The sequence below is a fragment of the Muribaculum intestinale genome (assembly GCF_002201515.1).
In the GTDB taxonomy this organism is placed as follows: Bacteria; Bacteroidota; Bacteroidia; order Bacteroidales; family Muribaculaceae; genus Muribaculum; species Muribaculum intestinale.
In genome coordinates this window covers 906,454-929,137 of the sequence record NZ_CP021421.1, presented here as the reverse complement: position 1 = coordinate 929,137, position 22,684 = coordinate 906,454, and the positions used below count along the sequence as shown (strand labels likewise).

19 protein-coding genes are annotated in these 22,684 nt (G+C 52.7%); 14 read left to right on the top strand and 5 right to left on the bottom strand.

Going from position 1 to position 22,684, the window contains the following annotated elements; genetic code table 11:
* The first annotated feature begins 10 nt into the window (after window positions 1-10).
* The 13 genes from ADH68_RS03900 (at window position 11) to ADH68_RS03840 (ending at window position 14,113) form a co-directional block, all read left to right on the top strand.
* Window positions 11-2,047, top strand: a complete 2,037-nt coding sequence (locus ADH68_RS03900; RefSeq protein WP_232321416.1) for a M13 family metallopeptidase — start codon at window positions 11-13, stop codon at window positions 2,045-2,047.
* Window positions 2,048-2,071: 24 nt separating this feature from the next.
* On the top strand, window positions 2,072-2,353 hold the full coding sequence (locus ADH68_RS03895; protein WP_068959717.1) for an HU family DNA-binding protein: 282 nt from the start codon (window positions 2,072-2,074) through the stop codon (window positions 2,351-2,353).
* Window positions 2,350-3,639, top strand: coding sequence for an HU family DNA-binding protein (locus ADH68_RS03890; protein WP_068959718.1), 1,290 nt, complete (start codon window positions 2,350-2,352; stop codon window positions 3,637-3,639). Before ADH68_RS03895 ends, ADH68_RS03890 begins: the two co-directional genes overlap by 4 nt.
* 137 nt (window positions 3,640-3,776) lie before the next feature.
* Complete coding sequence (locus tag ADH68_RS03885) at window positions 3,777-4,772, top strand: AAA family ATPase (protein WP_068959719.1); 996 nt, start codon at window positions 3,777-3,779, stop codon at window positions 4,770-4,772.
* A gap of 85 nt (window positions 4,773-4,857) precedes the next feature.
* Window positions 4,858-5,733: a DUF58 domain-containing protein gene (locus ADH68_RS03880; RefSeq protein WP_068959720.1), complete on the top strand. Its 876-nt coding sequence runs from the start codon at window positions 4,858-4,860 to the stop codon at window positions 5,731-5,733.
* 17 nt (window positions 5,734-5,750) lie between these two features.
* On the top strand, window positions 5,751-6,806 hold the full coding sequence (locus ADH68_RS03875; RefSeq protein WP_133169805.1) for a cell wall anchor protein: 1,056 nt from the start codon (window positions 5,751-5,753) through the stop codon (window positions 6,804-6,806).
* Window positions 6,806-7,792 carry a vWA domain-containing protein gene (locus ADH68_RS03870; protein ID WP_068959722.1) on the top strand — a complete coding sequence of 329 codons (987 nt, stop codon included), beginning with the start codon at window positions 6,806-6,808 and terminating at the stop codon, window positions 7,790-7,792. The genes ADH68_RS03875 and ADH68_RS03870 overlap by 1 nt, the downstream gene beginning before the upstream one ends.
* 14 nt (window positions 7,793-7,806) lie before the next feature.
* Window positions 7,807-8,838, top strand: coding sequence for a vWA domain-containing protein (locus ADH68_RS03865; protein ID WP_068959723.1), 1,032 nt, complete (start codon window positions 7,807-7,809; stop codon window positions 8,836-8,838).
* Between the two features lie 3 nt (window positions 8,839-8,841).
* The gene (locus ADH68_RS13895; protein WP_107033568.1) at window positions 8,842-9,684 is read left to right on the top strand and encodes a tetratricopeptide repeat protein; all 843 of its coding nucleotides are present in this window, start codon (window positions 8,842-8,844) and stop codon (window positions 9,682-9,684) included.
* Between the two features lie 76 nt (window positions 9,685-9,760).
* Window positions 9,761-11,563 (top strand): BatD family protein, encoded by a 1,803-nt coding sequence (locus tag ADH68_RS03855; protein WP_084273884.1) that lies wholly within the window; start codon window positions 9,761-9,763, stop codon window positions 11,561-11,563.
* A gap of 24 nt (window positions 11,564-11,587) precedes the next feature.
* Entirely contained in the window at window positions 11,588-12,376 is a 789-nt protein-coding gene (locus ADH68_RS03850; protein WP_084273885.1) for a tetratricopeptide repeat protein, read from the top strand.
* A gap of 313 nt (window positions 12,377-12,689) precedes the next feature.
* Window positions 12,690-12,950, top strand: a complete 261-nt coding sequence (locus ADH68_RS03845; RefSeq protein WP_068959726.1) for a DNA-binding protein — start codon at window positions 12,690-12,692, stop codon at window positions 12,948-12,950.
* A gap of 23 nt (window positions 12,951-12,973) precedes the next feature.
* Window positions 12,974-14,113, top strand: a complete 1,140-nt coding sequence (locus ADH68_RS03840; protein WP_068959727.1) for a universal stress protein — start codon at window positions 12,974-12,976, stop codon at window positions 14,111-14,113.
* A gap of 457 nt (window positions 14,114-14,570) precedes the next feature.
* Here the strand turns inward: ADH68_RS03840 and ADH68_RS03835 are convergent, their stop codons facing one another.
* Window positions 14,571-15,473 (bottom strand): hypothetical protein, encoded by a 903-nt coding sequence (locus ADH68_RS03835; protein ID WP_133165715.1) that lies wholly within the window; start codon window positions 15,471-15,473, stop codon window positions 14,571-14,573.
* 143 nt (window positions 15,474-15,616) lie between these two features.
* On the opposite strand from ADH68_RS03835, the gene ADH68_RS03830 reads away from it, so the two are divergent.
* Window positions 15,617-17,431, top strand: a complete 1,815-nt coding sequence (locus ADH68_RS03830; RefSeq protein ID WP_068959729.1) for a DUF6383 domain-containing protein — start codon at window positions 15,617-15,619, stop codon at window positions 17,429-17,431.
* 103 nt (window positions 17,432-17,534) lie between these two features.
* Here ADH68_RS03830 and ADH68_RS03825 read toward each other — a convergent pair whose 3' ends face one another.
* The 4 genes from ADH68_RS03825 to ADH68_RS03810 all read right to left on the bottom strand — a co-directional run bounded on the left by ADH68_RS03825 (window position 17,535) and on the right by ADH68_RS03810 (window position 22,486).
* Complete coding sequence (locus ADH68_RS03825) at window positions 17,535-19,565, bottom strand: transketolase family protein (protein ID WP_068959730.1); 2,031 nt, start codon at window positions 19,563-19,565, stop codon at window positions 17,535-17,537.
* A gap of 256 nt (window positions 19,566-19,821) precedes the next feature.
* Window positions 19,822-21,159, bottom strand: a complete 1,338-nt coding sequence (locus ADH68_RS03820; RefSeq protein WP_068959731.1) for an MFS transporter — start codon at window positions 21,157-21,159, stop codon at window positions 19,822-19,824.
* A 185-nt stretch (window positions 21,160-21,344) separates the two neighbouring features.
* A complete protein-coding gene (locus ADH68_RS03815) occupies window positions 21,345-22,019 on the bottom strand; it encodes a YggS family pyridoxal phosphate-dependent enzyme (protein WP_068959732.1) in 675 nt (224 codons plus the stop codon).
* Between the two features lie 14 nt (window positions 22,020-22,033).
* Window positions 22,034-22,486, bottom strand: coding sequence for a DUF4494 domain-containing protein (locus ADH68_RS03810; RefSeq protein ID WP_068961937.1), 453 nt, complete (start codon window positions 22,484-22,486; stop codon window positions 22,034-22,036).
* Window positions 22,487-22,684 lie beyond the last annotated feature (198 nt).

Here is a 22,684-nt window from a genome sequence, read left to right as displayed (position 1 = left end):
CCATTCACTCATGTCATCATTAACCCATCGGGCCGTCAGGCTCACTCTCACACTTGCTACCGCCACTACCATTATGACCGCCAATGCCATAACCGCACCGCTCGGAGTCGACCGTGCCAATCTCGACGAAAGCGTGGCTCCGCAGACCGACTTCTACGACTATGCCTGCGGAGGATGGATGAAACTCAACCCGCTTAAACCGGAGTTCGCGCGCTTCGGCACATTCGACCAGTTGCGCGACAATAACCGTATACAGGTGCGCGAACTCATCTCCGGCCTCGACAGCCGCAATGCCGTCCCCGGCTCGGTGGCGCAGAAAATCGGCGACCTGTATTCCATGGGCCTTGACTCTCTGCGCCTCAACATACAGGGTGCGCAACCGGTGATGGGCGATGTGGTGGCCATAAACCAGGCCGGTCGTGCCGACATAATCGACATGCTTGCCACCGCGCCGGGAATGAGCGGATTCTTCGAGACCGGTGTGGAAGCCGACATGATGAGTTCCGACAACAATGCCATGTATCTTACGCAGGGCACACTCGGCATGGGCGACCGCGACTATTATATCGAGGATACCGATCGCGCACGCAGTGTGCGTGAGGCATATGCCGGATATCTGCGCCGGCTTGCCGAGCTGGTAGGCTACTCCGCCGACGGACAGGCTCGTCTCGCCGACAACACAATAGCAATCGAGACTCAGCTGGCACATGCCGCCATGAGCCGTGAGGAACTCCGCGACCCTGCTGCGAGCTACAATCCTATGGCCATGTCGGAGCTTGTGGCTGAATATCCTGCCGTCGATCTCCGCCGCTATTTTGACCGCCAGGGCATCACTGACATTGACACTCTTATCGTAGGGCAGCCAAAGGTGCTCGCCGCTGTCGATTCGATTCTTGCCAATGCCTCCGAGCAGGCACTACACGACTATCTTACAGTAATGTATCTTGATGGCGCCGCCGACTATCTCAGCGACGATTTCGTAGCCGCCAAATTCGGTCTTACACGTGCCATTACAGGTGTGGAAGAACCCATGCCGCGCTGGAAACGCGCTCTCGCCGTGCCCAACGCTCTTCTTGGCGAGGCTGTAGGCGAACTGTATGTCGAAAAATACTTCCCCGAGCGCTCAAAGACAAAAATGCTTGAGCTTGTCGGCAATCTGCGCAAGGCTCTCGGCATGCATATCAAGGGGCTGACATGGATGAGCGACACTACAAAGACCCGGGCTCTGGAGAAGCTCGACGCATTTACCGTAAAGGTCGGATATCCTGACAAATGGCGCAACTATTCGGCTCTTGTCATAGACCCGCGCCAGAGCTACTGGGACAATATCAAGCGTGCCATTGTCAATGAGCAGAAATACAATCTGGCCCAGTGGGGGAAACCGGTCGACCGCGACCGTTGGTACATGACTCCGCAGACTGTCAACGCATATTACAACCCCACAACCAACGAGATATGCTTCCCCGCAGGCATACTTCAGCCGCCTTACTTCAATCCCGATGCCGACCCGGCCGAGAATTATGGTGCCATCGGTGTGGTAATCGGGCATGAGATGACCCACGGTTTCGACGACCAGGGGAGTCTGTTTGACAAGGACGGCAATTTCGCAAACTGGTGGACACCTGCCGACAAAGAAAAATTTACCGGACTCACCGACCGGCTTGCAGCTCAGTTCGACCGTATAATAGTGCTTGGCGACACCCATGCCAACGGACGTCTGACTCTCGGCGAGAATATCGCCGACCAGGGAGGTCTGCGCGTTGCGTATACGGCCTATCATATGAGTCTTGAAGCCGAGCCGGAGTCCGACAAGACAATCGACGGCTTTACACCCGACCAACGCTTCTACCTTGCCTATGCCAATGTGTGGGCCGGAAATATACGCGACGAGGAGATTCTCAACCGCACAAAGACCGACCCCCATTCTCTCGGTCGCTGGCGCGTCAACGGCACTCTGCGCAATCTCGAGCAATTCTTCGACGCATTCTCCGTTAAGGAGGGCGATGCCATGTGGCTCGCTCCGTCAGAGCGTGTGATTATCTGGTAATATTATTGCAGAAATTATTTCCCGATGGATAACAATATACTTGTGGCCGAACTGTCGGCCGAACTGCATCGCCCCGAGCGCGATGTAGAGGCTCTTGTCGAAGGGCTTGCCTCGGCACTGCGCGATGCGCTTGTCGACGGTGATACTGTTTTGCTGCCCGGTTTCGGCACTTTTACTACGCAGAAAGAAGACGAAAAGATAGTTGATGACCTCGATCGAGGAGGCAAACTGCTCCTCCCTCCCGCGATAACCATACAGTTTAATCCCAGCACTCTGTTGCGAAGAAAAATCACAGAACGCCCATGAACGACAAGATGACATTCCACCGTATTGCGTCTTCAATAGCCGGAGCCACAGGATGCACCGACGAGGAGGCTGCTCTTTTTCTGCGCGCATTGCTTGACAAGGCCACTGAGGCGCTTGCCCGTGGAGAGCGTGTGACTATCGCCGGTATAGGTACATTTGCCCCGGGCGAACCGTCGCAGGAGGCGGTAGTGTGGGCACCTGACCCGTTGCTGGCCGAGGCCGTCAATGAGCCCTTTGCAGCTTTTGAACCGGTAGCACTGGCTGCCGGAGTATCGGAGGATGACCTGACTGAAAAGTCAGCGCCCGACGTCACAGCCGTTCACGCTGCGGTAGAAGCGACTCAGGCAGAGGCAGGCATAGACAATGCCGTAGCAGCCGACGAAGATAAAACGGCCGAGGATAAGGCTGAGGCGCACGCCCCGGGCGACAAACCGGAAATCGAAGAGGCGGCCTGTGCCGACTCCGGCGCTGGAATTCCGGCTGTGCCTGCTGAGGCTGAAGTAGAGGCTGAGGCTGACATCATAGCTGACTCCGCTCCCGAAATGCTCGAAGCACAGGTGGTAATCCCTGCAGCAGCGGAAACTGTTGTGCTGCCGGTTGCTGATAATAAGCCGGAAGCACCCGTCGAGAAGAAATACAGCGAAAGCGCCGAACGTCTGAAAAAACAGTTCTTCAGCGACGATGACGACTCGTCGTCAGACAACCGCGAGCCGATAATCGTATATCGCGACCGCACCGGTCTTAATCCCTGGCTAATGTTGCTTGTCGGAGTCATTGTAGGCATGGCCCTCGGCTATCTGCTGAGTATCACTCTGGGCTATCTCAGCAATACATCCGACACCACATACGACGATTCCGCCGATGACGAGGAAATGGTTGAGGAGACAACCCCGGCAGACGGTTTCATAACAGAGATTGCCGACGAGCCTCAGACTACAGAACCCGTTGCCGACCCCGAGGTGTCAGCTCCTGAAAAAACGGAGAGCGCCGATGCGGTTGCACCAAAGGCTCAGACATCGGCCCCGAAAGTGGTCACAGACACAGTAAGCGGCCATCGCTACCTTACCACAATGGCCCGCAAATATTACGGCAACCACTGTTTCTGGGTATATATATATGAAGAGAATGCCGATAAAATCGGTAATCCCGACCGTATACGCCCGGGCACGGTTGTAGTGATTCCTCCAGCCTCGAAATACAATATCGATGCCTCCAACCCTGCGAGTGTGCGCCGCGCCACAGCTAAAATCGGCGAGATAGAGCGCCGCACGAAAGGACGTCGCTGAATCAGAAGCAGGAATTGCGAATTTTAACAACCTAAAGGATATATATATAATTTTAACAATCGTGATTAACGCTTGAGTTGTTAGAATTAATAAATTTGCATCATAGAATACTAAATATACCCTAATACATTCCTATTATGAGTGAATCGGTAAACATACGCGAGCTCAACGATCTTGTGGCTTCCAAAAGCGACTTTATCAATATGATACAGCGCGGCATGGATCAGACTATTGTAGGCCAGAAGCATCTTATAGACTCTTTGCTGATAGCCCTTCTGTCCAACGGGCATGTGCTCCTCGAGGGTGTGCCCGGTTTGGCCAAGACTTTGGCTATAAAGACTCTCGCGCAGGTAATCGACGCAAAGTACAGCCGCATACAGTTTACTCCCGACCTTCTGCCGGCCGACGTTACAGGTACGATGGTCTACAGCGTGAAGAGCGAGCAGTTTCAGGTAAAGAAAGGCCCGGTTTTCGCTAATTTCGTGCTTGCCGACGAGATAAACCGTGCTCCCGCAAAAGTGCAGAGTGCGCTTCTTGAGGCCATGCAGGAACGTCAGGTGACTATCGGCGACAATACATTCCCTCTCGACGAACCGTTCCTGGTAATGGCTACGCAGAACCCTATCGAGCAGGAAGGCACATATCCTCTGCCCGAGGCACAGGTCGACCGTTTTCTTCTGAAGGTAGTGATTGGATATCCTACAAAAGAGGAAGAGAAACTCATCATACGCCAGAATATCACCAACGAGCGCAAGGAAGTGCGTCCTCTGCTCCGTCCGCAGGAGATTATCGAGGTTCAGAAGGTATGTGAAAAGATATATATCGACGAGAAGATAGAGCGTTACATCGTCGACATCGTGTTTGCCACACGTTTCCCCGCCGACTATGGCCTTAACGACCTCGTGTCGATAATCGACTTCGGCGCTTCGCCTCGTGCCTCGATATCGCTGGCACGTGCCGCCCGCAGCTACGCTTTCCTGCGCGGCCGCGGATATGTGGTGCCCGAGGATGTGCGCGCCGTAGCCCACGATGTGATGCGCCATCGTCTTGGACTCACCTACGAGGCTGAGGCCAACAATATCACTGCCGACGACGTAATCTCTGAAATTCTCGACAAGGTAGAGGTGCCTTGATTCGTGCCGTCCGGCTTTCCTGTAGGGGTTGCCGGACCGTATGATGCGGTATTTCATACACCCACCTGCTGATTCCCTTATACCTATGGACGCTAACGAGCTACTCAAGAAGATACGTAAGATTGAGATAAAGACCAAAGGTCTGTCGCAGAATATATTTGCCGGTGAATATCATTCGGCATTCAAGGGCCGCGGCATGACCTTCAGCGAGGTGCGCGAGTACCAGTATGGCGATGACATACGCGACATAGACTGGAACGTGACCGCGCGCCACAACCGGCCATATGTCAAGGTCTACGAAGAGGAGCGCGAGATGACGGTGATGCTGCTTGTCGATGTGTCCGGCAGCCGTAATTTCGGCGCCATGGGCGAGCAGAAGCGACTGATGATTGCGGAGATTGCGGCCACGCTCGCCTTTTCCGCCATTCAGAACAATGACAAAATCGGCATGATTTTCTTTTCCGACCATGTCGAGAAGTTCATTCCACCGAAAAAGGGGCGCCGGCATATACTGTTTCTCATACGCGAACTGCTTGATTTTACGCCCGAACATACAGGCACGGATATATCCCTTGCATTGCGCTATATGACCGACGCGCTGAAAAAGCGGTGTACAACTTTCCTCATTTCCGACTTCATCGACTCGGGAGATTACTATCGGGCTCTGTCCATTGCCAACAACAAGCATGACGTAACGGCGATTCAGGTATATGACCGCCGCGACGCCCAGTTGCCCGACGTAGGGCTGATGCGTGTGCAGGACCTTGAGACCGGTGCTCTGCGTTGGGTCAATACCTCCTCCGGGCGTGTGAGGAAGGCTTTCAACAAATGGTGGTACGAGCGCCAGCAGGTGATGACCGACCGTTTCAACCGGTGTGGTGTCGACTATGCGTCGATTGCCACCGACGAGGATTATGTCAAGTCGCTCATGGGCCTGTTCAAGAAGCGCGGCGTAAGGTAAACGTTCAGAATCTGATTATGATGAAGCATATTATCCCCTCAACCGTAACATTTTTAAGGTACACACTGCGACATGTGGCCTTTCTGCTCTGTACGCTCACTGCGGTGGGTGCATCGGCGGCCGGTCCGGTACAGTTGAAGACCAGCCTCGACTCGGCCTACATACTGATGGGAAAGCAGACCACACTGCATGTGGATATTGTGCAGGATCGCGGTGTGCAGGGCCACTTCCTTAATGTCGGAGACACGCTTACATCGGCTATCGACCTGGTTGAGGCCGGCCGTCCCGACACATCCGACATCGGTTCCGGACGTGAGGAGATACGCCAGCAGCTCATTATACAGGCTTTTGATTCCGGATTGTATACCATACCGCCTTTCGTGTATGTATGCGGCAACGAAACAATAATGTCGAATGATTTGCCGCTGAAGGTAATTCCGGTAAGTGTCGACTCCCTCCGCACAGTCCACGACTATGCTGATACTGTCGACGGCGGATGGAAGCTCTGGGACTTCGTGCCCGACTTTATAGCCGACTACTGGTGGGTGATACTTATATGCGCCCTTGTAGTCCTCCTTGTGGCGGTGATTATATTCTTCCGTAAGAAGAAGGTGGTAAGCATACTTCCGCAGAAGAAACCTGTTCCTCCGTACGAACTGGCCATGCAGGCCCTTACAAGGCTCAAGAGTGAGAAACTCTGCGAAAACGGCCATGAGAAAGAATACTATACCCGTCTTACCGAGATTCTGCGTACCTATCTGGAGCAACGTTTTGGAATAAACGCCATGGAGATGACCTCTACCCAGATTATGCAGCAGGTAAGCCGCCACGATGAGACTCGTCCGTCAGCCGGACTGATGAAGCAGATTCTCGAGATGGCCGATTTTGTCAAGTTTGCAAAGGTAAGGCCTCTCCCCGACGACAATGTCAAGAGCTTCACTATGGCCACGCGATTTGTCGAGGATACAAAGCCTGTAGAGAAACCTGCCGATGACACGGTCGCCGACGGTAGCGCCCCCGCGACGGCCACTGACACGAAATCTGAAATCACTAACTCTGAATCAATAAAATAATGCAGCTCGCCCATCCGGAATATCTTTGGCTGTTCACGATATATATACCGCTGATAGCCTGGTATGTGTGGAAGCACCGCTCGGCCTTTCCGGCTCTCGGTATATCCACGGTGAGTCCTTATGCCGGGCTTCCGCGCTCGTACAAAGAGTATCTCATACATCTTCTGTTTCTGCTGCGTCTGGCAGCGATAGGATGTGTGATTATAGTCCTTGCGCGTCCGCAGACCCGCGACAGCTGGCGTACATCTTCCACCGAGGGTACCGATATCGTGCTGGCGCTTGATATATCTTCGTCGATGCTCGCACGCGATTTCACGCCCGATCGCTTCGAGGCTGCCAAGGATGTGGCCGCACGCTTTGTCGCCGGACGCGAGAGCGACAACATTGGTCTTGTCATTTTTGCGGGAGAGAGTTTTACAGCTCTCCCTATGACTACTGACCGTGCGATGGTGACCAACTATATAAAGGATATCCGTATGGGCATGCTCAACGACGGTACAGCCATCGGCGACGGTCTGGCTACCTCAATCAACCGTATAAAGGAAGGGAAAGCCAAGAGCAAGAGCATCATACTTATCACCGACGGCACTAACAATACCGGTGTTGTGGCTCCTATGACTGCCGCCGAAATCGCCAAAAAGATGGGTATAAAGGTATATACCATCGGTGTCGGTCGAAACGGCACAGCACCCACACCTCAGCGCAACTACTTCGGAGGCATAGATTATGTGCCGATGCCTGTAGTCATCGACGAGGCGACTCTTCAGAATATCGCACGCTCGACAGGCGGCAAGTATTTCAGAGCTACCGGCAACACCGTCCTGAAGGACATTTTTGCTGAAATCGACCAGCTTGAGAAGACACAGATGGATGTAAGGCATTTTTCCCACACCGAGGATGACTACATGCTTTGGGCCTGGCTTGCCTTCGGCCTCTTCCTTGCCGAGATAATCCTGCGCCGTACGGTGCTACGTACATTACCCTAATCTCTGAGTTCACTATGTTTAGTTTTGCCAATCCGGGACTGTTATATCTGATGTTCGCGCTACTTGCCGTAGCCGGACTCTTCCTGTGGGCACGTTATACACGCCGACGCCGGTTGCGCCTATACGGCAATCCGGAAGTGCTGGCCGGGCTTATGCCCGAGGCCTCGCGCTACACTCCGGCGCTTAAGCTGGTGCTCCAGCTGGTGGCTCTGGCCACCCTTGTGATTGTGCTCGCCCGACCGCGCGCAGGCGCTAAGGAGGAGGTCAGCGAAGTGCAGGGTATCGAAGTGATGGTATGTCTCGACGTGTCAAACTCAATGCTTGCATCGTCGACCGACGACCCGCGTGGTGTGAGCCGTCTGCAACGTGCCAAACTCATTCTCGAGAAACTTTTCGACAAACTTGGAAACGATAAGGTGGGACTCATCGTATTTGCCGGTGATGCATACACGCAGCTACCTGTCACAAGCGATTTCTCTTCCGCCAAGATGTTTCTCAGCAGCATATCCACCGAGATGGTGCCCACTCAGGGCACAGCTATCGGTGCGGCCGTAGATATGGCCGTGACATCATTCTCGCCCGACGAGGATGTGCATAAGGCTATAATCGTGATTACCGACGGCGAAAACTTCGAGGACGACCCTGTGGCAGCCGTACAGGCCGCTGCGAAGCAGGGCATTCAGGTCGATGTAATCGGTCTGGGCTCGGCCAAGGGTGCGCTGATACCTATCGGGCGTGACGGACAGTTCTTGCGCGACGACAACGGCACGCCGGTCACCACACGCCTCAACGAAGAGATGGCGCGCAAGATAGCTGAGGCCGGCGACGGCATATACGTGCAGGGTGCGTCGTCGAGTGTGGTAAAAGATGTCGACGAGCAGTTGAAGACACTCGCCACATCATCGCTCGAGAAGGTTACATACAAAGCCAGCGCCGAGCAGTTTCCGGTATTCGCATGGCTTGCTCTTGCCTTCCTTATCGCCGACATGCTTCTGCCGGAGCGCAAAATCGGATGGCTCAAGAAATTCAACTTCTTTGGTAAATAGCCTATGTCACTATTTAAACGCAACATACTTACAGCATTGGCTACAGCCGCATTGCTGACGATACCGTCGGTAGCCCGTGCCGCCGGCGACACCTCCGACACGTCGACACGTAAGGAGCGCAACCATATAAGAGCCGGCAACAAACTCTATGAGGAGAAGCGTTTTGCTGAAGCCGAGGTAGAGTATCGCAAGGCTCTCGAACAGAATGCCATGAGCGAAAAAGCAATGTATAATCTTGCCGTATCGCTTCTGCGTCAGGCCGGGAATGCCGACCCCAACAACGAGAACAATCCAATAGCCGAGGCTCAGTCAATCCTGACTGATTTGGCAAAGACGGCCGGCGATGATGCTATCAGCGAGCGCTCGTTCTACAATCTCGGCAACATGGCGTTCAACCAGCAGCAGTACGACCAGGCCATAAATATGTATAAAGGAGCCTTGCGTAAGAATCCCGACAATGACAAGGCAAGGGAAAATCTGCGTCTCGCTCAGCTGAAGAAACAGGAGCAGGAGCAAAATCAGGATCAGAATAAAGATCAGAATAAGGACCAAAATCAGGATCAGAAGGACCAAAACAAGGACCGGCAGAACCAGAATCAGAACAAAGACCAAAACAAAGACCAGGACCAGAATAAAGATAAAGACCAGAATCAGAATCAACAGAATCAGGACAAGCAGAAGCCTCAGCAGCAACCCCAGCAGCAACAGGGCGGAATCAGCGACGCAAATGCCGCAAAAATCCTCAAGACAATGGAGAATGAGGAAAACGCTACCCGTCGTAAAGTCCAGGAGATGCAGAAGAAAGAGGCTCAGGGCGCACGCCGTACCACAGGCCCGCAGTGGTAGTCTGTGGCTCCGTTTCTCAGTTTCTCAACATGCTTTACCTGACAACGTTTTTGATTAAGATAAACAGAATATTGCAATGACACGAAGGATATTGATGACCATGCTGATGATGGTGATGGTGGCTGTGGCTGCCGTTGCCGAAACTTCGTTCACGGTCATACCGCCGCGCACAGTGATTGCGGGCAATAAGTTCAATGTGACCTTCCGCCTTAAGGACGGCGAGGGTTCCGGACTGAAGGCACCGGAAATCAAGGGGTGTACACTCCTTTACGGGCCTTCCACTTCGCGTATGCAGAATTACCAGTGGGTCAACGGCCACGCATCGTCGTCGACCACTGTCGATTATTCGTTTACCTATCGTGCCGACAATCCCGGCACATATACTATCGGCGAGGCGCGTATCACATCAGGGGGCAAGACTTACACTACCCGCACGGCGTCGTTTACCGTGCTCCCTCCCGACCAGACACAGCAGGGAGCACAGCCGTCGGCGCGTGTCGACGATATCGGCACACAGAGTGCCGACCGAGGCGTTAACGCCAACGATGTGCTCGTACGCATTATACTCAACAAGACCAGAGCTTACGAGCAGGAAGCGATTCTGTGTACGATAAAACTCTATACCAAGCACAGCATCAGTTCGTTCATACCCACTACGCAGCCGTCGTTCGACGGATTTCTCATTGATGAGATTCAGCTTAATCCCACGCTCAACGAGGTGGAGCATTACAACGGTCAGAACTATATGACCGCCATACTTAAGCAGTGTGTGATATTCCCTCAGAAGTCGGGTCGGCTTACCATCAACTCCGGAAAATATGATGTTACCGTAGTGCAGTATGAGCGCATGGGCGGATTCTGGGGTGGAAACCGCCCGGTGGAGCGCCAGATAAAGACTACCTCCAACTCGGCGTCGATTACAATAGATGCTCTTCCGCAGCCTCAGCCCGATGGGTTTACCGGCGCTGTGGGACAGTTCTCGATTGACAGCCGTCTGAGCGGACAGGTGTTCAAGACCAACGAGGCAGCCTCGCTTGTATATACAATCAAAGGCACCGGAAATATCAAGTATGTGAAAGAGCCTGTAATCGATTTCCCCTCGGAGTTCGAGCAGTATCAGCCGCAGACGGATATAGATTCTCATATCTCCGGCAGTACAGTCACAGGCACCATGACTGTCGATTATACATTTGTGCCGCAGAGCGTTGGTACGTTTACCATAGGCGCCGACAAGTTTGTGTATTTCAATCCCGATAGCCGCCAGTATGTCACTCTGAGCACCCCTTCCTACAATATAAAGGTCACGCAGGGTGCAGCCCCCTCTGCGGTAGCAGGCGGCAAACAGAGCGTGTCGAGCAAAAACTCCGACATACTGCATATCAAACTTGGTGATCTTGACCTTCAGAAGACACATACATATGTCTACAACTCCTGGTGGTACTGGCCCTGTTATCTGCTTCTGCTCGCCTTGTTGGTGCTGATTGTGTGGCTTTACAGCAAGCAGGCGCGCCTTAATGCCGATGTGCAGGGGCGCCGTCTCGCACGTGCCGGAAAGATTGCCCGCCGCCGTCTTAAGAGTGCCCACAAGGCAATGCTCGCCCATGACTCAGATAGGTTCTATGCCGAACTGCTCGGTGCCATATGGGGCTATCTCGGTGATAAACTCGGACTGCCGGCCTCCCAGCTTACACGCGACAATATCGCAGGACAGCTTGACTCTTACGGTGCGCCCAAGGAGCTTGCCGATACTTTTATCAGCATTATCGATGACTGCGAGATGGCTCGCTATTCTCCTGCCCGCTCCGATGAGCAGATTGAGCAGCTTTACAATGAAGCGTCGCGTGCGATGAACTCCATGGAAGGCATCAGAAAGAAATAACCATACTCCTCTATCACTCATAACATGAACTCCAGGATTATATACATGATATCTCTGCTGGCATTTCTATGCCAGACGATTAGCGTATCCGCCCAGTCTCTGACTCAGCGTGCCGACTCAGCGTATGCGGCCGACAACTTCGCCGAGGCCACCGAGCTTTATCTTCAGATAGCCGGTGAGGAGGGCACATCGAGCAACCTCTATTACAATCTCGGCAACTGCTATTACCGTCAGGGTAAGCCGGGAATGGCCATACTCTACTATGAGAGGGCGTTGCGACTGGATCCGTCTAATGCCGATGCCCGCACCAATCTCGAGTTTGTCAACTCAAGGATTACCGACGAGCCGGGCGACCGCGGTATGTTCATATCCAATACCGTAAATGGATTTGCCTGCCGCCTGTCGGGCAACGAATGGGCCGGCATAGCCATCGGATGTTTCATCATGCTGCTTGGAGCGGTCGCGCTTTATATTTTTTCGGCCAATGTGCCGTTGCGCAAGGTCGGCTTCTTCGGTGGATTTGTCCTGCTGGCTCTATGCATTATCGCCAATGTGTTTGCCTCGGTGTCGACACGCTATTCTACCAGCCATGACCATGCCGTGGTAATCGATCCGTCGACGTTGCTGAGTACATCGCCCCGTGTGCCGAAAGACCGCTCGGAGGAGGCTATGCTTTTGCACGAGGGTACATGTGTCGAGATTCTTGATTCGGTCACAACGCGTGTGGATTCTACCGTGGTCAAGTGGTACGATGTAAAGGTCGACAACAGCCACCGCGCATGGATCAACGGCAATGCCATAGCTATAATATGATATAGCCTTTGGGATTTTAACGGCAGTGCCCTTCCGTCCTGATATCGATGGTAGCCTTGTGCTCCGTCTATGGTGCGGAAGGGCACTGCTGTGTCAGGCGGCTTTATGAAAAGGTTGTAATACATGGTGTTAGGCGGATATAGCCCGGGCGGCGGATAAAAACATGTTTTAAAACAGAAAACTTTATAGCCCCTAAAATTTGTTTTTATTGTCGGAATAACCTAATTTAGGGATGTCAAGATACCGGGTGTCGGCAGAGTGGCCGGTGCAGGTATCATACTGAATTTATTATTCACATTAAAATTATAGTATCATGACAAAGACTATTTCTTTCAATGACCTCCGCCGTATCAAAGACAGCCTTCCTGATGGCTCGATGCATAAAATCGCCGATAAGCTCAATACAACTGTACAGACCGTCCGCAATTACTTCGGCGGCAGCAACTATGAGTTCGGCAACAACTGTGGCGTACACATCGAGCCGGGTCCCGACGGAGGCATCGTAGTACTCGACGATACGACAATATACGATATGGCTATCGCCATCCTCGAAGAGAACGCCGCAGAAAAGTAACCTCACACTACATCCCTGCATCCATGTCATCAACGGCAGAACCACGTCTGATAACTGTAGCGATACACACCTACGACCATGCTGTCGCCCTTAAAGCATTGCTGGAGGGCGAGGGCGTGAAGGCTGTGCTGCAGAATGTCAATCTTTCTGCTCCGGTTGTAAGTTCGGGTGTCAGGGTGCGTATTCTCGAAAGTGATCTTCCGAAAGCTCTCCGCATAATCGAAAACCGCGATATATTTCTCCCTGTGCCAGGTGACGGGGAGAAACGACAGGAAGGACACTTCATCCTTGTGCCCGTCGATTTCACCGAACATTCCATCAAAGCCGTGGATATCGCATTCGGCATCGGTGCGCGCCACCATGGGCGCATAGTGCTCCTGAACGCATTCCTTGACCCGGATATCGCGATACCGTCGCAACTCTCCGACACTCTCAGTTATGAAGATGTGGCCGATGCAGAGTTGCGACGTGAACTTGATATAGAGGCCAGGCACACGATGGAGCTGTTTGCCCGTCGTCTGCGGGAGCGCATAAAATCGTCGGAACTCCCTGCTGTGAAATTTACCACAGAGGTGCTTGAAGGGCTTCCGGAGGAGGTAATCACCGAGTATGCTAAAGAAAATGTACCGTCGCTGATAGTGATGGGTACGCGCGAGAGCGATAAAAAAGGGCGCGAGCTTGTGGGGAGCGTCACGGCCGAGGTGCTCGACTCATGCAGGTTCCCGATTATCACGATTCCGGAGTCGGCATCATTCCGCGACCTTTCCGACCTGCATCATGCAGTTCTCTTCTGCAATCTCGACCAGGATGATATCCTGACGATGGATGCCTTGTATGGCCTGTTTGCTGACCGCAGTCTGTGTGTGACTCTTATCAGTATTCCTGACCGCAAGGGAGGTGGACGTCTGCGCCGCAAGGCTCAGTCGGTAGAGCCTTTGCTGGAATATTGCAGGGAGCATTATCCAAGATTCGAGTATCATGCCGCCACGATGTCGCCGGGAAATCTCGTAGAAGATTTCGAGGCTCTTGGGCGCGACAGGCATATTGATTTCATAGTAGTGTCAAATAAAAAGAAGAACATGTTTGCCCGGCTTTTCAATCCGTCGCTTGCACATCGCCTGCTTTTCCACGCCGATATTCCTATGATGGCTATTCCGGTGTAAAATCCTGCACTTCCACACAAGAATTCAAGTAACCGCACTTATTGCCGGGCTCTGTAACCGAATGTTACCGGGCCCGGATATTTTTTCGCTTGGTAAAAAGAAGCGGAGACCAATCCGGCATCATAGTCGTATTGGCCTCCGCCGATTGTCGGTTGCATGCGGGAGGCTCCTAAGAGAGCAAGAGCGAAATCAAGAGCAAGAGCCCGGGATTGCTTACCAAAGCAAAAACACGCCTACGAACAGTCAAGTCATCAACGGCGGAAAAAGATGCAACCCCGGCCATATGGATTATGATAGACCGCGGGAGCGGTTTCGCCTATGATTGCATGATTTTCATGCTAAAAATGTACTGTCAGGTACTTCCCGCCATGCATTAGGGGGCTATATGCCGCAAATGGGACATTTCAGCTCCCGACCGATATATCTTACAGGAGAACTCCCGGAGTCACGCTGAGTGTTATTGGTTCACTCCAGTGTCGTTGTTTTTCTTACCAAGACGTGACACATCATCGTATATATTCTTAAGCGACGCCGGAATGACGATGCGGTAATCGGCAATCTCCTTTACGCGTTTTCTGATATCTTTTGCAAGTTCCGCTTCAAGGAGCTGTCGCTCTGCGTTGTAGCGTTTGATAGCTTCGGCATATTCGGTCTTTACCCTTACCTCCGATTCCATCACAGCTTTGCGGCAGTCGTATTTGATAGAGTTCAATCGAGCCTGTGCCTCGCGATACTGCTTCTGCAATGAGAAATAAGTGTCCTCAACGATAGTCTCGCTTACCGAAGGAATGAATGTATATATAAGTGTGTCGCGACCGTCGCCTTTTACATCATGAGGCTTCGAGAATCTTTCGGTAAGGGACGCACGTGCTTCGGCGAAATGTCCGCCCGGGTGTATCTCTTCGCCGATTACGGCTGCGAGAGTCTCAAGCTCATAATAGCGGTTGCGTTCGTCAAGCGAAAGGGATGCATAATAGTCATCTTCAGTGATTGGAGTACCGGCCTCCGGCTCTTTTTCAAGTGTGATGCCTTTCTCCTTGACATACTCTTCCAGTGTGAGAGACTCTGCTTCGGTTATGAGTCTCTCGCGGGCTTTTATGGCTTCTCTCAGCCATGCTATCAGCGACTTGGCTTGTGCGATGATGCGTAGTTTGCCCGCTACCGACAGCACATCCGCGTCTGTTGCGCCTTGCTGTAGCACATTGCGCGAGTCGACGCCTATAAGCGATACTTCAGTCGTATAGAACACAAGATTGGCAATTGTGCTGTCAAGATTGCGTATCATCTCCTTCGCCATATTGGCGATATGGTTGGCTGAGGTAGAGGTGAGTCCTTCTCCATCGGGAGAGAAAAATATCATATCTTTTTTCATAAACATGCACTAAGGGTTGATGTTGAGTCTCACTTATAGAACTATTGATGCGATATTTATGTTGAGCCTGCGTTTGGAAACTTTGATAGATTAACGTACTTTTGTAAAGTATGAATTTATTTGATTAATTTATGAAACCAACATTACTCACAGGGATATTTGCTTTTGCTTTATATTCTGCGCCTCTGCATGCAGCCGTTGTCATTGAGGAGGATTTTTCCGGATTCTCCAAGGGGACTGATGTAGCACCCGATATGGGCAGTCCGGTAATCACAGACGGTATCGTTCCGGCTGAACTGACCAAAACCCCCGGTTGGAGCGGCAGTGGAGTGTTCCAGGCCGGTGGCTCGGTCTATATATCCGCGGGAGAGGGATCCCTTGCCACTCCCGCCATAAATCTCAGCGGCAACGGAGGTAACTATAAAATCATGTTCAGGGCAAAGGCCGACGTAGCTTCCACTCCTCTGCTTATTATGGACACTCAGAACGGCAGTGGATACGGCTTTGCAACCCTTACCGACGAATGGGCCGAATACACAATGACGATGAACGGAGGCACACATGCATCCGTAATCGTATTCTCCGGCATGTATGGCGGATATTGCATTGATGATATTGTCATTGACGACGGAGGGGTGGGGATTCCGGTGTTGCTTCCGGCCTCTGACTTTACGCGCGGGTCGTTTACCGCCAATTGGGAAGAGACAGTCGGTGCCGATTCATATGCATTGAATGTGTTTACATTACGCTATGACCCGGTGACTACTATATTCAAAAGAGATTATCTGCTTGAAGGCTACATTGTGGAGGGCACGAGCCATACGGTTGCCGATATTGACTTCGGCACACCTTATTACTATACTGTGTGCGGGTGCCAGGGGGGGAATGTCACATTCGAGCAGGAACAGCCAATGAGGGTTATCCCCGAGGCCGTGTCGGCTCCTGTGGCTTATGCGGCCACGGATGTGAACGCTGACAGTTTCACGGGTTCATGGTCGGAATCGGATCTTGCCACCGTATATGCCATGCATGTAGTAAAAGTGCATACAGCGCGGCAGGCCGAGACCTATGATATCGTAAATATGGATTTTTCGTACATTCATACTGAGGGCACTGTGGATAAGCCTCAGAAGGAACTCAGTGGGCGTATTGATGGCGACTGGGAGGTAGTGATGCCGGCTTTTGCCAAGGGATTGCTTGGGCTGAATAATCAGGACTTCAGTCTTTTTGATGACGCCATGCTCGTGTCGCCGGTCTACGACCTGTCAGTAGGTGGCGGACATGTGAGCATCTCGTTCGATGCCATGGGACGCCGCAATCTTACCGGCGGCTTCGTGGCGATGGGCCGGTATACTGATTCGGGAGGTATAGAGTACGTCGAGCGTAAGGAATTTGATGTCACCGAGAATATGACGTCATTCCATTTTGATTTTTACGGAGGTTCGGCAAGGTCGTTCATCTTAATGTCGTCGGAAATGCTCGGCATGCTTTTCATTGACAATCTGCGGGTGTCGGTCGACATGAACCCGGGAGAGTCGCTGCTTGTACCTGTGCGCACATATGATACGGCACAGACCTCATGTACGGCATCCTCTTTTGGCCTCGGACACGACGATATCGCCGGATATTATGTTACCGGCATCTATCGCGACAATGCCGGGCAGTTTCCGGAAGTCGTGAGCGAGATGTCCAACTCGGTAGTAGTTGCAGGCTTGGCAGGTATAGATGCGACGTCTGATGATGACTCGAATGTATCGGTGACTGTATCAGGAATGGATATCCGTATTGCCAATCCATATGGCGGGTGTGTCGTAATATGTTCGGCTGATGGCAGGAGAATAGTTTCCGATTGTTCGGGAGATGCAACACTGACATGCCGCGTGCCATCTGCGGGCATATATGTCGTGACGGTAGACGGCAGGGCTTTCAAGGTAATTGCAGACTGAACTTTGGCTCGTCGGTACGATAAATAATAGAATAAGCGGATATATGAAATCAGCGCCGGTCCTTCAACGAGGACTGGCGCTGATTCTGTATGGCAGGGATATGTTACTTCGAGAGGTATGCCTTTACGTTGGCAAGTACGGCGTCAACAGTAAAGCCGAATTTCTCATCAAGCACCTTGTAGGGGGCCGATGCACCGAAATGGTCGAGGCCGAACACCTTGCCATTTGCTCCTACGACACTGCGCAGGGTTGATGGCAGACCGGCAGTGAGTCCGAATACCTTGCCGTCGGCGGGGATTACGCTGTTGCGGTACTCGGGGCTCTGGCATTCGAATAGACCGATTGAGGGCACGGAAACCACGCGTGCTGTGATGCCTTCCTTGTCAAGCTCTGCTGCTACGTCGACAAGCAGAGATACCTCCGAACCGTTGGCTACAAGTGTCACAGCCGGATTTTCAGCCTGCTTGACGATGTATCCACCTTTTTCGGCTCCGAGAGCCTCGCGGTAGCGGTTACCGGTGGTGGCGGGTAGGTCGGGGATGTTCTGGCGCGAAAGGATAAGGGCGGTAGGAGTCTTGGTGTTCTCCATGGCCATCTTCCAGCATACTGATGTCTCGGCGGCGTCGCCCGGACGGAGCACGAGTACGGAAGGCTCGCCATTGAAGTTGCGCAGTTCTTCCATAAGACGTATCTGGGCTTCCTGCTCTACAGGCTCGTGGGTAGGACCGTCCTCGCCTACGCGGAATGCGTCGTGGGTCCAGATATATTTCACGGGGAGTTCCATGAGTGCGGCCATGCGTACTGCAGGCTTCATGTAGTCGGAGAATACGAAGAATGTGCCGCATGCGCCGATGAGGCCGCCGTGGAGGGCGATGCCGTTCATTATGGCAGCCATGGTGAGCTCGGCCACACCTGCATGCAGGAATGCGCCGGAGAAGTCGCCGTTGGTGAATGCATGAGTATTCTTGAGGAATGCGTCGGTCTTGTCGGAGTTGGCGAGGTCGGCCGATGCTACAATCATGTTGCCGACCTTCTTGGCGAGTTCGGCGAGTACGTCGGCCGATGCCTGACGGGTGGCGATATTAGGCTTGTGGGCGATATTTTCCCAATCGATTTCAGGGAGCTTGCCGGCGATGTAGCTGTCGAGCAGAGCTGCCTTTTCAGGATTAGCCTCGCGCCATGCTTTTTCAGCCTCGCGGCGCTCTTTCACGATAGCACGCAGTTTCTCGCTGCGTGCGTCGTAGAGGGCTTTCACGTCATCCCAGATGTGGAATGGATCAGCGGGGTCGGCGCCGAGGTGTTCCATTGTCTTTTCGTAGCTTGCGCCCGATGCACTCAGCGGATTGCCGTGGGTCGAGCATTTTGCCTCGAAGCATTCACCGTCGGCTGTCACTGCGCCACGGCCCATTATTGTCTTGCCTATGATGATGGTCGGACGGTGTTTTTCCTCGATGGCAGTCTCGATAGCGCCGGCCATTGCAAGCGGGTCGGTACCGTCGACTTCGATTACATTCCAGTGCCATGCGCGATACTTCGCGGCTGTATCTTCGGTGGTCACTGCATTGACCTCGGTCGACAGCTGTATGTCATTGCTGTCATAGAACATGATGAGGTTGCTCAAGCCAAGATATCCGGCGAGGCGTCCGGCGCCCTGCGAGATTTCTTCCTGGATACCGCCGTCGGAGATGAAGGCGTATGTCTTGTGGGTCAGCCAGTCGCCGAAACGTGCCTGTAGGAAACGCTCTGCGATGGCACATCCTACAGCCATCACGTGGCCCTGTCCGAGCGGTCCGGATGTGTTCTCGACTCCGCGTTCGGGGTGTAGTTCGGGGTGTCCCGGAGTCACACTGCCCCACTGACGGAAGCCTTTGAGCTCTTCAATCGTATACTTGCCGGTGAGAGCGAGCACGGCATATAACATGGGAGACATGTGTCCCGGATCGAGGAAGAAGCGGTCGCGGGCAATCCAGGTGGGATTGTCGGGATCGGTAACAAGGAAGCTGGAGTAGAGCACGTTGACGAAATCGGCTCCGCCCATAGCGCCTCCGGGGTGTCCGGATTTGGCTTTCTCGACCATTGAGGCTGCGAGCACGCGGATGTTGTCGGCAGCGCGGTTCATGACTTTAGTGTCCATTTTATCTTTTGATTTAGAGAATGATATGTCTTTCTATCGGTTATGGATATCGCTTGAGTGAGAGATATTATATTGTATGATGTACAATAAGTGTTCTTGTGGTTTAACGCACGATATGCTTATATTATTGTGCGCGGGTGAAATATCCTCTGTTATACAATGCTTGCCGGCAACTCATGGTAGTGTCGGCAAGCATGGTATTCAGATTTCATACAGGTCGGTGTGTCGCCTGTCTGGTAAAGTGCGATGTGCAGTATCAGGCTGCGTTCTGGATGGAGTCGTCAACAGGTATGTCGGTGTTGACATTTTTGCATCCCACAAGGCCGTAGAAGAGGAGGTAGGCGAGCATTGCCACTACCAGCCAGTAAGATTCCATATAGCCTACGTTGTCGGCAATCCAGTTCTGAATCAGAGGCATCACGCCGCCGCCGACAACCATCATCATGAATATGCCCGATGCCTGTGCCGTGTACTTGCCGAGGCCCTCTACAGCGAGGTTGAAGATGCCGCCCCACATTACCGATGTGCAGAGGCCGCAGAGCACGAGGAAGAGTGCCTTTGTGGGCACCTCTACAATCGAGAATCCTTCATTGGCTGCGTAAGAAGGCATGTTGATGGTATAGCTGTCGGAGAGGAAGATTGCGATGCAGATGAATGCGATGGCTGTTATTGACACAGTGATAAGCTGTGTGCGGCTTGATACCTTGCTGGAGATAGCCGAGGAAATCATACGTCCGCAGAGCATGAGGAGCCAGTAGATGGCTGCTACACCGCCGGCTACAGCCGCCGAACCTGTGACTGAGGCCAGATAGAAGATAAGCACGCCGGGGATACCGATCTCGATACCTACATAGAAGAAGATGCCGATAACGCCGAGCACGGTGTGGCGGAAGTTCCAGGGAGAATGGGCCATTTCCACTTTCTTCACGCCCTCTTTGCGGAGGTGGGGCTCAGGGATGGCTACAGCAGAAATCACGAGGAATGCCACTACAAACACGCCCATGGCTATAAAGAGGAGCGGAGCCACATTGCCCATTGTGGTCTTGTCGGAGACTTCGCCCACGAGCATACCTACGAAGAGCGGGGTGAGAGTTCCGGCGAGTGAGTTGAGAGAGCCGCCGGCCTGTACCATCTGGTTGCCCTTGTTGCCGCCGCCGCCGAGCATGTTGAGCATCGGGTTGACTACGGTGTTGAGCATACATACGCAGAATCCGCAGATGAATGCGCCCAGGAGGTATATGATGAAGTTGAGGGTCACAACCTGTTCGCCGACGCTGAAGAGGCCGGCTTCGGCGCCGACTTTTCCGGAGAGCCACTGGAACACAAGGCCGATAAAGCCAACGGCCATAGCCCAGAGAGCTGTTTTCTTATAGCCGATTTTCACGAGAAGATTGCCGGCGGGGATGCCCATGAACAGGTAGGCGAGGAAGTTCATCATGTTGCCGAGCATGCCCGACCATGTATACTGGGTCTTCCAGATAGTTCCGATAGGAGCGGCGAGGTTGGTCACGAAAGAAATCATGGCGAAGAGGAAGAACATCGCGATGATTGCAATCAGCCTGCCGTTAGTTGATTTTGTTTGAGCGGTTTCCATTGCTGATCGATGATTTTTCTTGGGTTGTTTAATTTTGATATTTTAGGTTAAGTAGATTTCAATAGGTAAAATTATAAAAAATATGCTTTACGGCAGTAACAACATGCTGTAAAACATATCTTGATGATTGCTCAGAGCTATGTCGGAAAGATTGGGCGTCGCCGTTGCCGGCAGTGTGGGTAAAGTCAGTACTCACGCGCGCCGAATATGTCGGTGCCTATGCGCACCATGGTGCTCCCTGCGTCTATGGCTATGCCGAAGTCGTCGCTCATCCCCATTGAGATGGTGTCGAAGGTTGCGACTCCTGCAAAGAGGCCTTCGCGCAGTTCCCTGAATACTCTTGCTATTTCTGAGAAATCAGCTGCGATGCGGCTGTTGTCGTCAGTCAGCGACGCCATGCCCATTACGCCGCGCACTCTTACCGAGGATGTGTCGGCGGGTTGCCATTGAGCAGGAAGCTCTGCGAGCAGTTCGTCGGGGGTAAACCCGAATTTTGTCTCTTCCCGGGCCACATGTACCTGAAGCAGCACATCTACCGTGCGGCCTATGCGTGCGGCCTCGCTGTCGACGATGCGCAACAGCCTTATCGAGTCGATGCTGTGAATCAGACTGACATGTGGCATTATCTGGCGTACCTTGTTGGTCTGCAGGTGGCCGATGAAGTGCCAGCGCACATCTTCGGGCATGGCGGGAGCCTTGACGGCGAGTTCCTGCGCGCGGCTTTCACCGAAATCGCGCTGGCCGGCGTCGTATGCCTCGCGGATGGCCTCGACGGGATGGAATTTTGACACGGCCACCAGTGTCACACCCCGGGGGATGCGACTTTGTATATCAAGCAGGCGTGATGTTACCGATGGCATGGCTAGTGTTGATGTTATTCGGCTGTCTGACCTTCGAGTTTGGCTTTGTATACGTCCATAAGCTGGGTCTCGGCTATCGAGCTTACCTCGAAGTCGGCCATGGTGCCTTTCATCCCTTCCATGAAATGGTCGAGAGCGCCGCGGAAGTCGTTGGCGGCAACAAGGATATGTGATGTGGTCTTCTTTTCTACGGCAGTCTTCTCGTCGAGTGTGATGAAGCTGACTTTTACGTGATACCACTTGTCGGCAGTGTCGTCCCAGAAAATTTCAGTGAAATTGGTACGCTTCACAGCAGATACGGAGAAGTCGCCGGAGATATAGGGGGTCACCTCCTCGATTATACGGGCTTCAGCCTCTGTAAAACTGAGAGCGTCGACAAGATATGGTTCGTTGACCTTCTTGGCCGAGCCGTTTTCCTGTATCTTGTCATAGCGCACTTTGCATTCAAACCATGTACTCATAGGTATAAAATTTCTATTGTTGGATTTTATGGACGGCAAATTTACGAAAAAGTTTTGACAGCGTACTGATGCTATTTCTAAATATAACTTAACATCCTGCACCTGGATTGCTGCTCGTGTAGTTTGTTAAAAAAGAATGGGGAATCCTTCGCGGATTCCCCATTCGGCTTTTTTTGAATTCCCAATAACCTAAAACAAAATTAA

Bases quoted from the DNA above. Each gene is read 5' to 3' on its own strand.
- ADH68_RS03850 (WP_084273885.1), top strand. From the start codon at position 11,588: ATGAACTCCAGGATTATATACATGATATCTCTGCTGGCATTTCTATGC.
- ADH68_RS03875 (WP_133169805.1), top strand. From the start codon at position 5,751: ATGATGAAGCATATTATCCCCTCAACCGTAACATTTTTAAGGTACACA.
- ADH68_RS03895 (WP_068959717.1), top strand. From the start codon at position 2,072: ATGGATAACAATATACTTGTGGCCGAACTGTCGGCCGAACTGCATCGC.
- ADH68_RS03870 (WP_068959722.1), top strand. From the start codon at position 6,806: ATGCAGCTCGCCCATCCGGAATATCTTTGGCTGTTCACGATATATATA.
- ADH68_RS03885 (WP_068959719.1), top strand. From the start codon at position 3,777: ATGAGTGAATCGGTAAACATACGCGAGCTCAACGATCTTGTGGCTTCC.
- ADH68_RS03900 (WP_232321416.1), top strand. From the start codon at position 11: ATGTCATCATTAACCCATCGGGCCGTCAGGCTCACTCTCACACTTGCT.
- ADH68_RS03820 (WP_068959731.1), bottom strand. From the start codon at position 21,159: ATGGAAACCGCTCAAACAAAATCAACTAACGGCAGGCTGATTGCAATC.
- ADH68_RS03815 (WP_068959732.1), bottom strand. From the start codon at position 22,019: ATGCCATCGGTAACATCACGCCTGCTTGATATACAAAGTCGCATCCCC.
- ADH68_RS03830 (WP_068959729.1), top strand. From the start codon at position 15,617: ATGAAACCAACATTACTCACAGGGATATTTGCTTTTGCTTTATATTCT.
- ADH68_RS13895 (WP_107033568.1), top strand. From the start codon at position 8,842: ATGTCACTATTTAAACGCAACATACTTACAGCATTGGCTACAGCCGCA.
- ADH68_RS03845 (WP_068959726.1), top strand. From the start codon at position 12,690: ATGACAAAGACTATTTCTTTCAATGACCTCCGCCGTATCAAAGACAGC.
- ADH68_RS03840 (WP_068959727.1), top strand. From the start codon at position 12,974: ATGTCATCAACGGCAGAACCACGTCTGATAACTGTAGCGATACACACC.
- ADH68_RS03880 (WP_068959720.1), top strand. From the start codon at position 4,858: ATGGACGCTAACGAGCTACTCAAGAAGATACGTAAGATTGAGATAAAG.
- ADH68_RS03835 (WP_133165715.1), bottom strand. From the start codon at position 15,473: ATGATATTTTTCTCTCCCGATGGAGAAGGACTCACCTCTACCTCAGCC.
- ADH68_RS03890 (WP_068959718.1), top strand. From the start codon at position 2,350: ATGAACGACAAGATGACATTCCACCGTATTGCGTCTTCAATAGCCGGA.
- ADH68_RS03825 (WP_068959730.1), bottom strand. From the start codon at position 19,565: ATGGACACTAAAGTCATGAACCGCGCTGCCGACAACATCCGCGTGCTC.
- ADH68_RS03865 (WP_068959723.1), top strand. From the start codon at position 7,807: ATGTTTAGTTTTGCCAATCCGGGACTGTTATATCTGATGTTCGCGCTA.
- ADH68_RS03855 (WP_084273884.1), top strand. From the start codon at position 9,761: ATGACACGAAGGATATTGATGACCATGCTGATGATGGTGATGGTGGCT.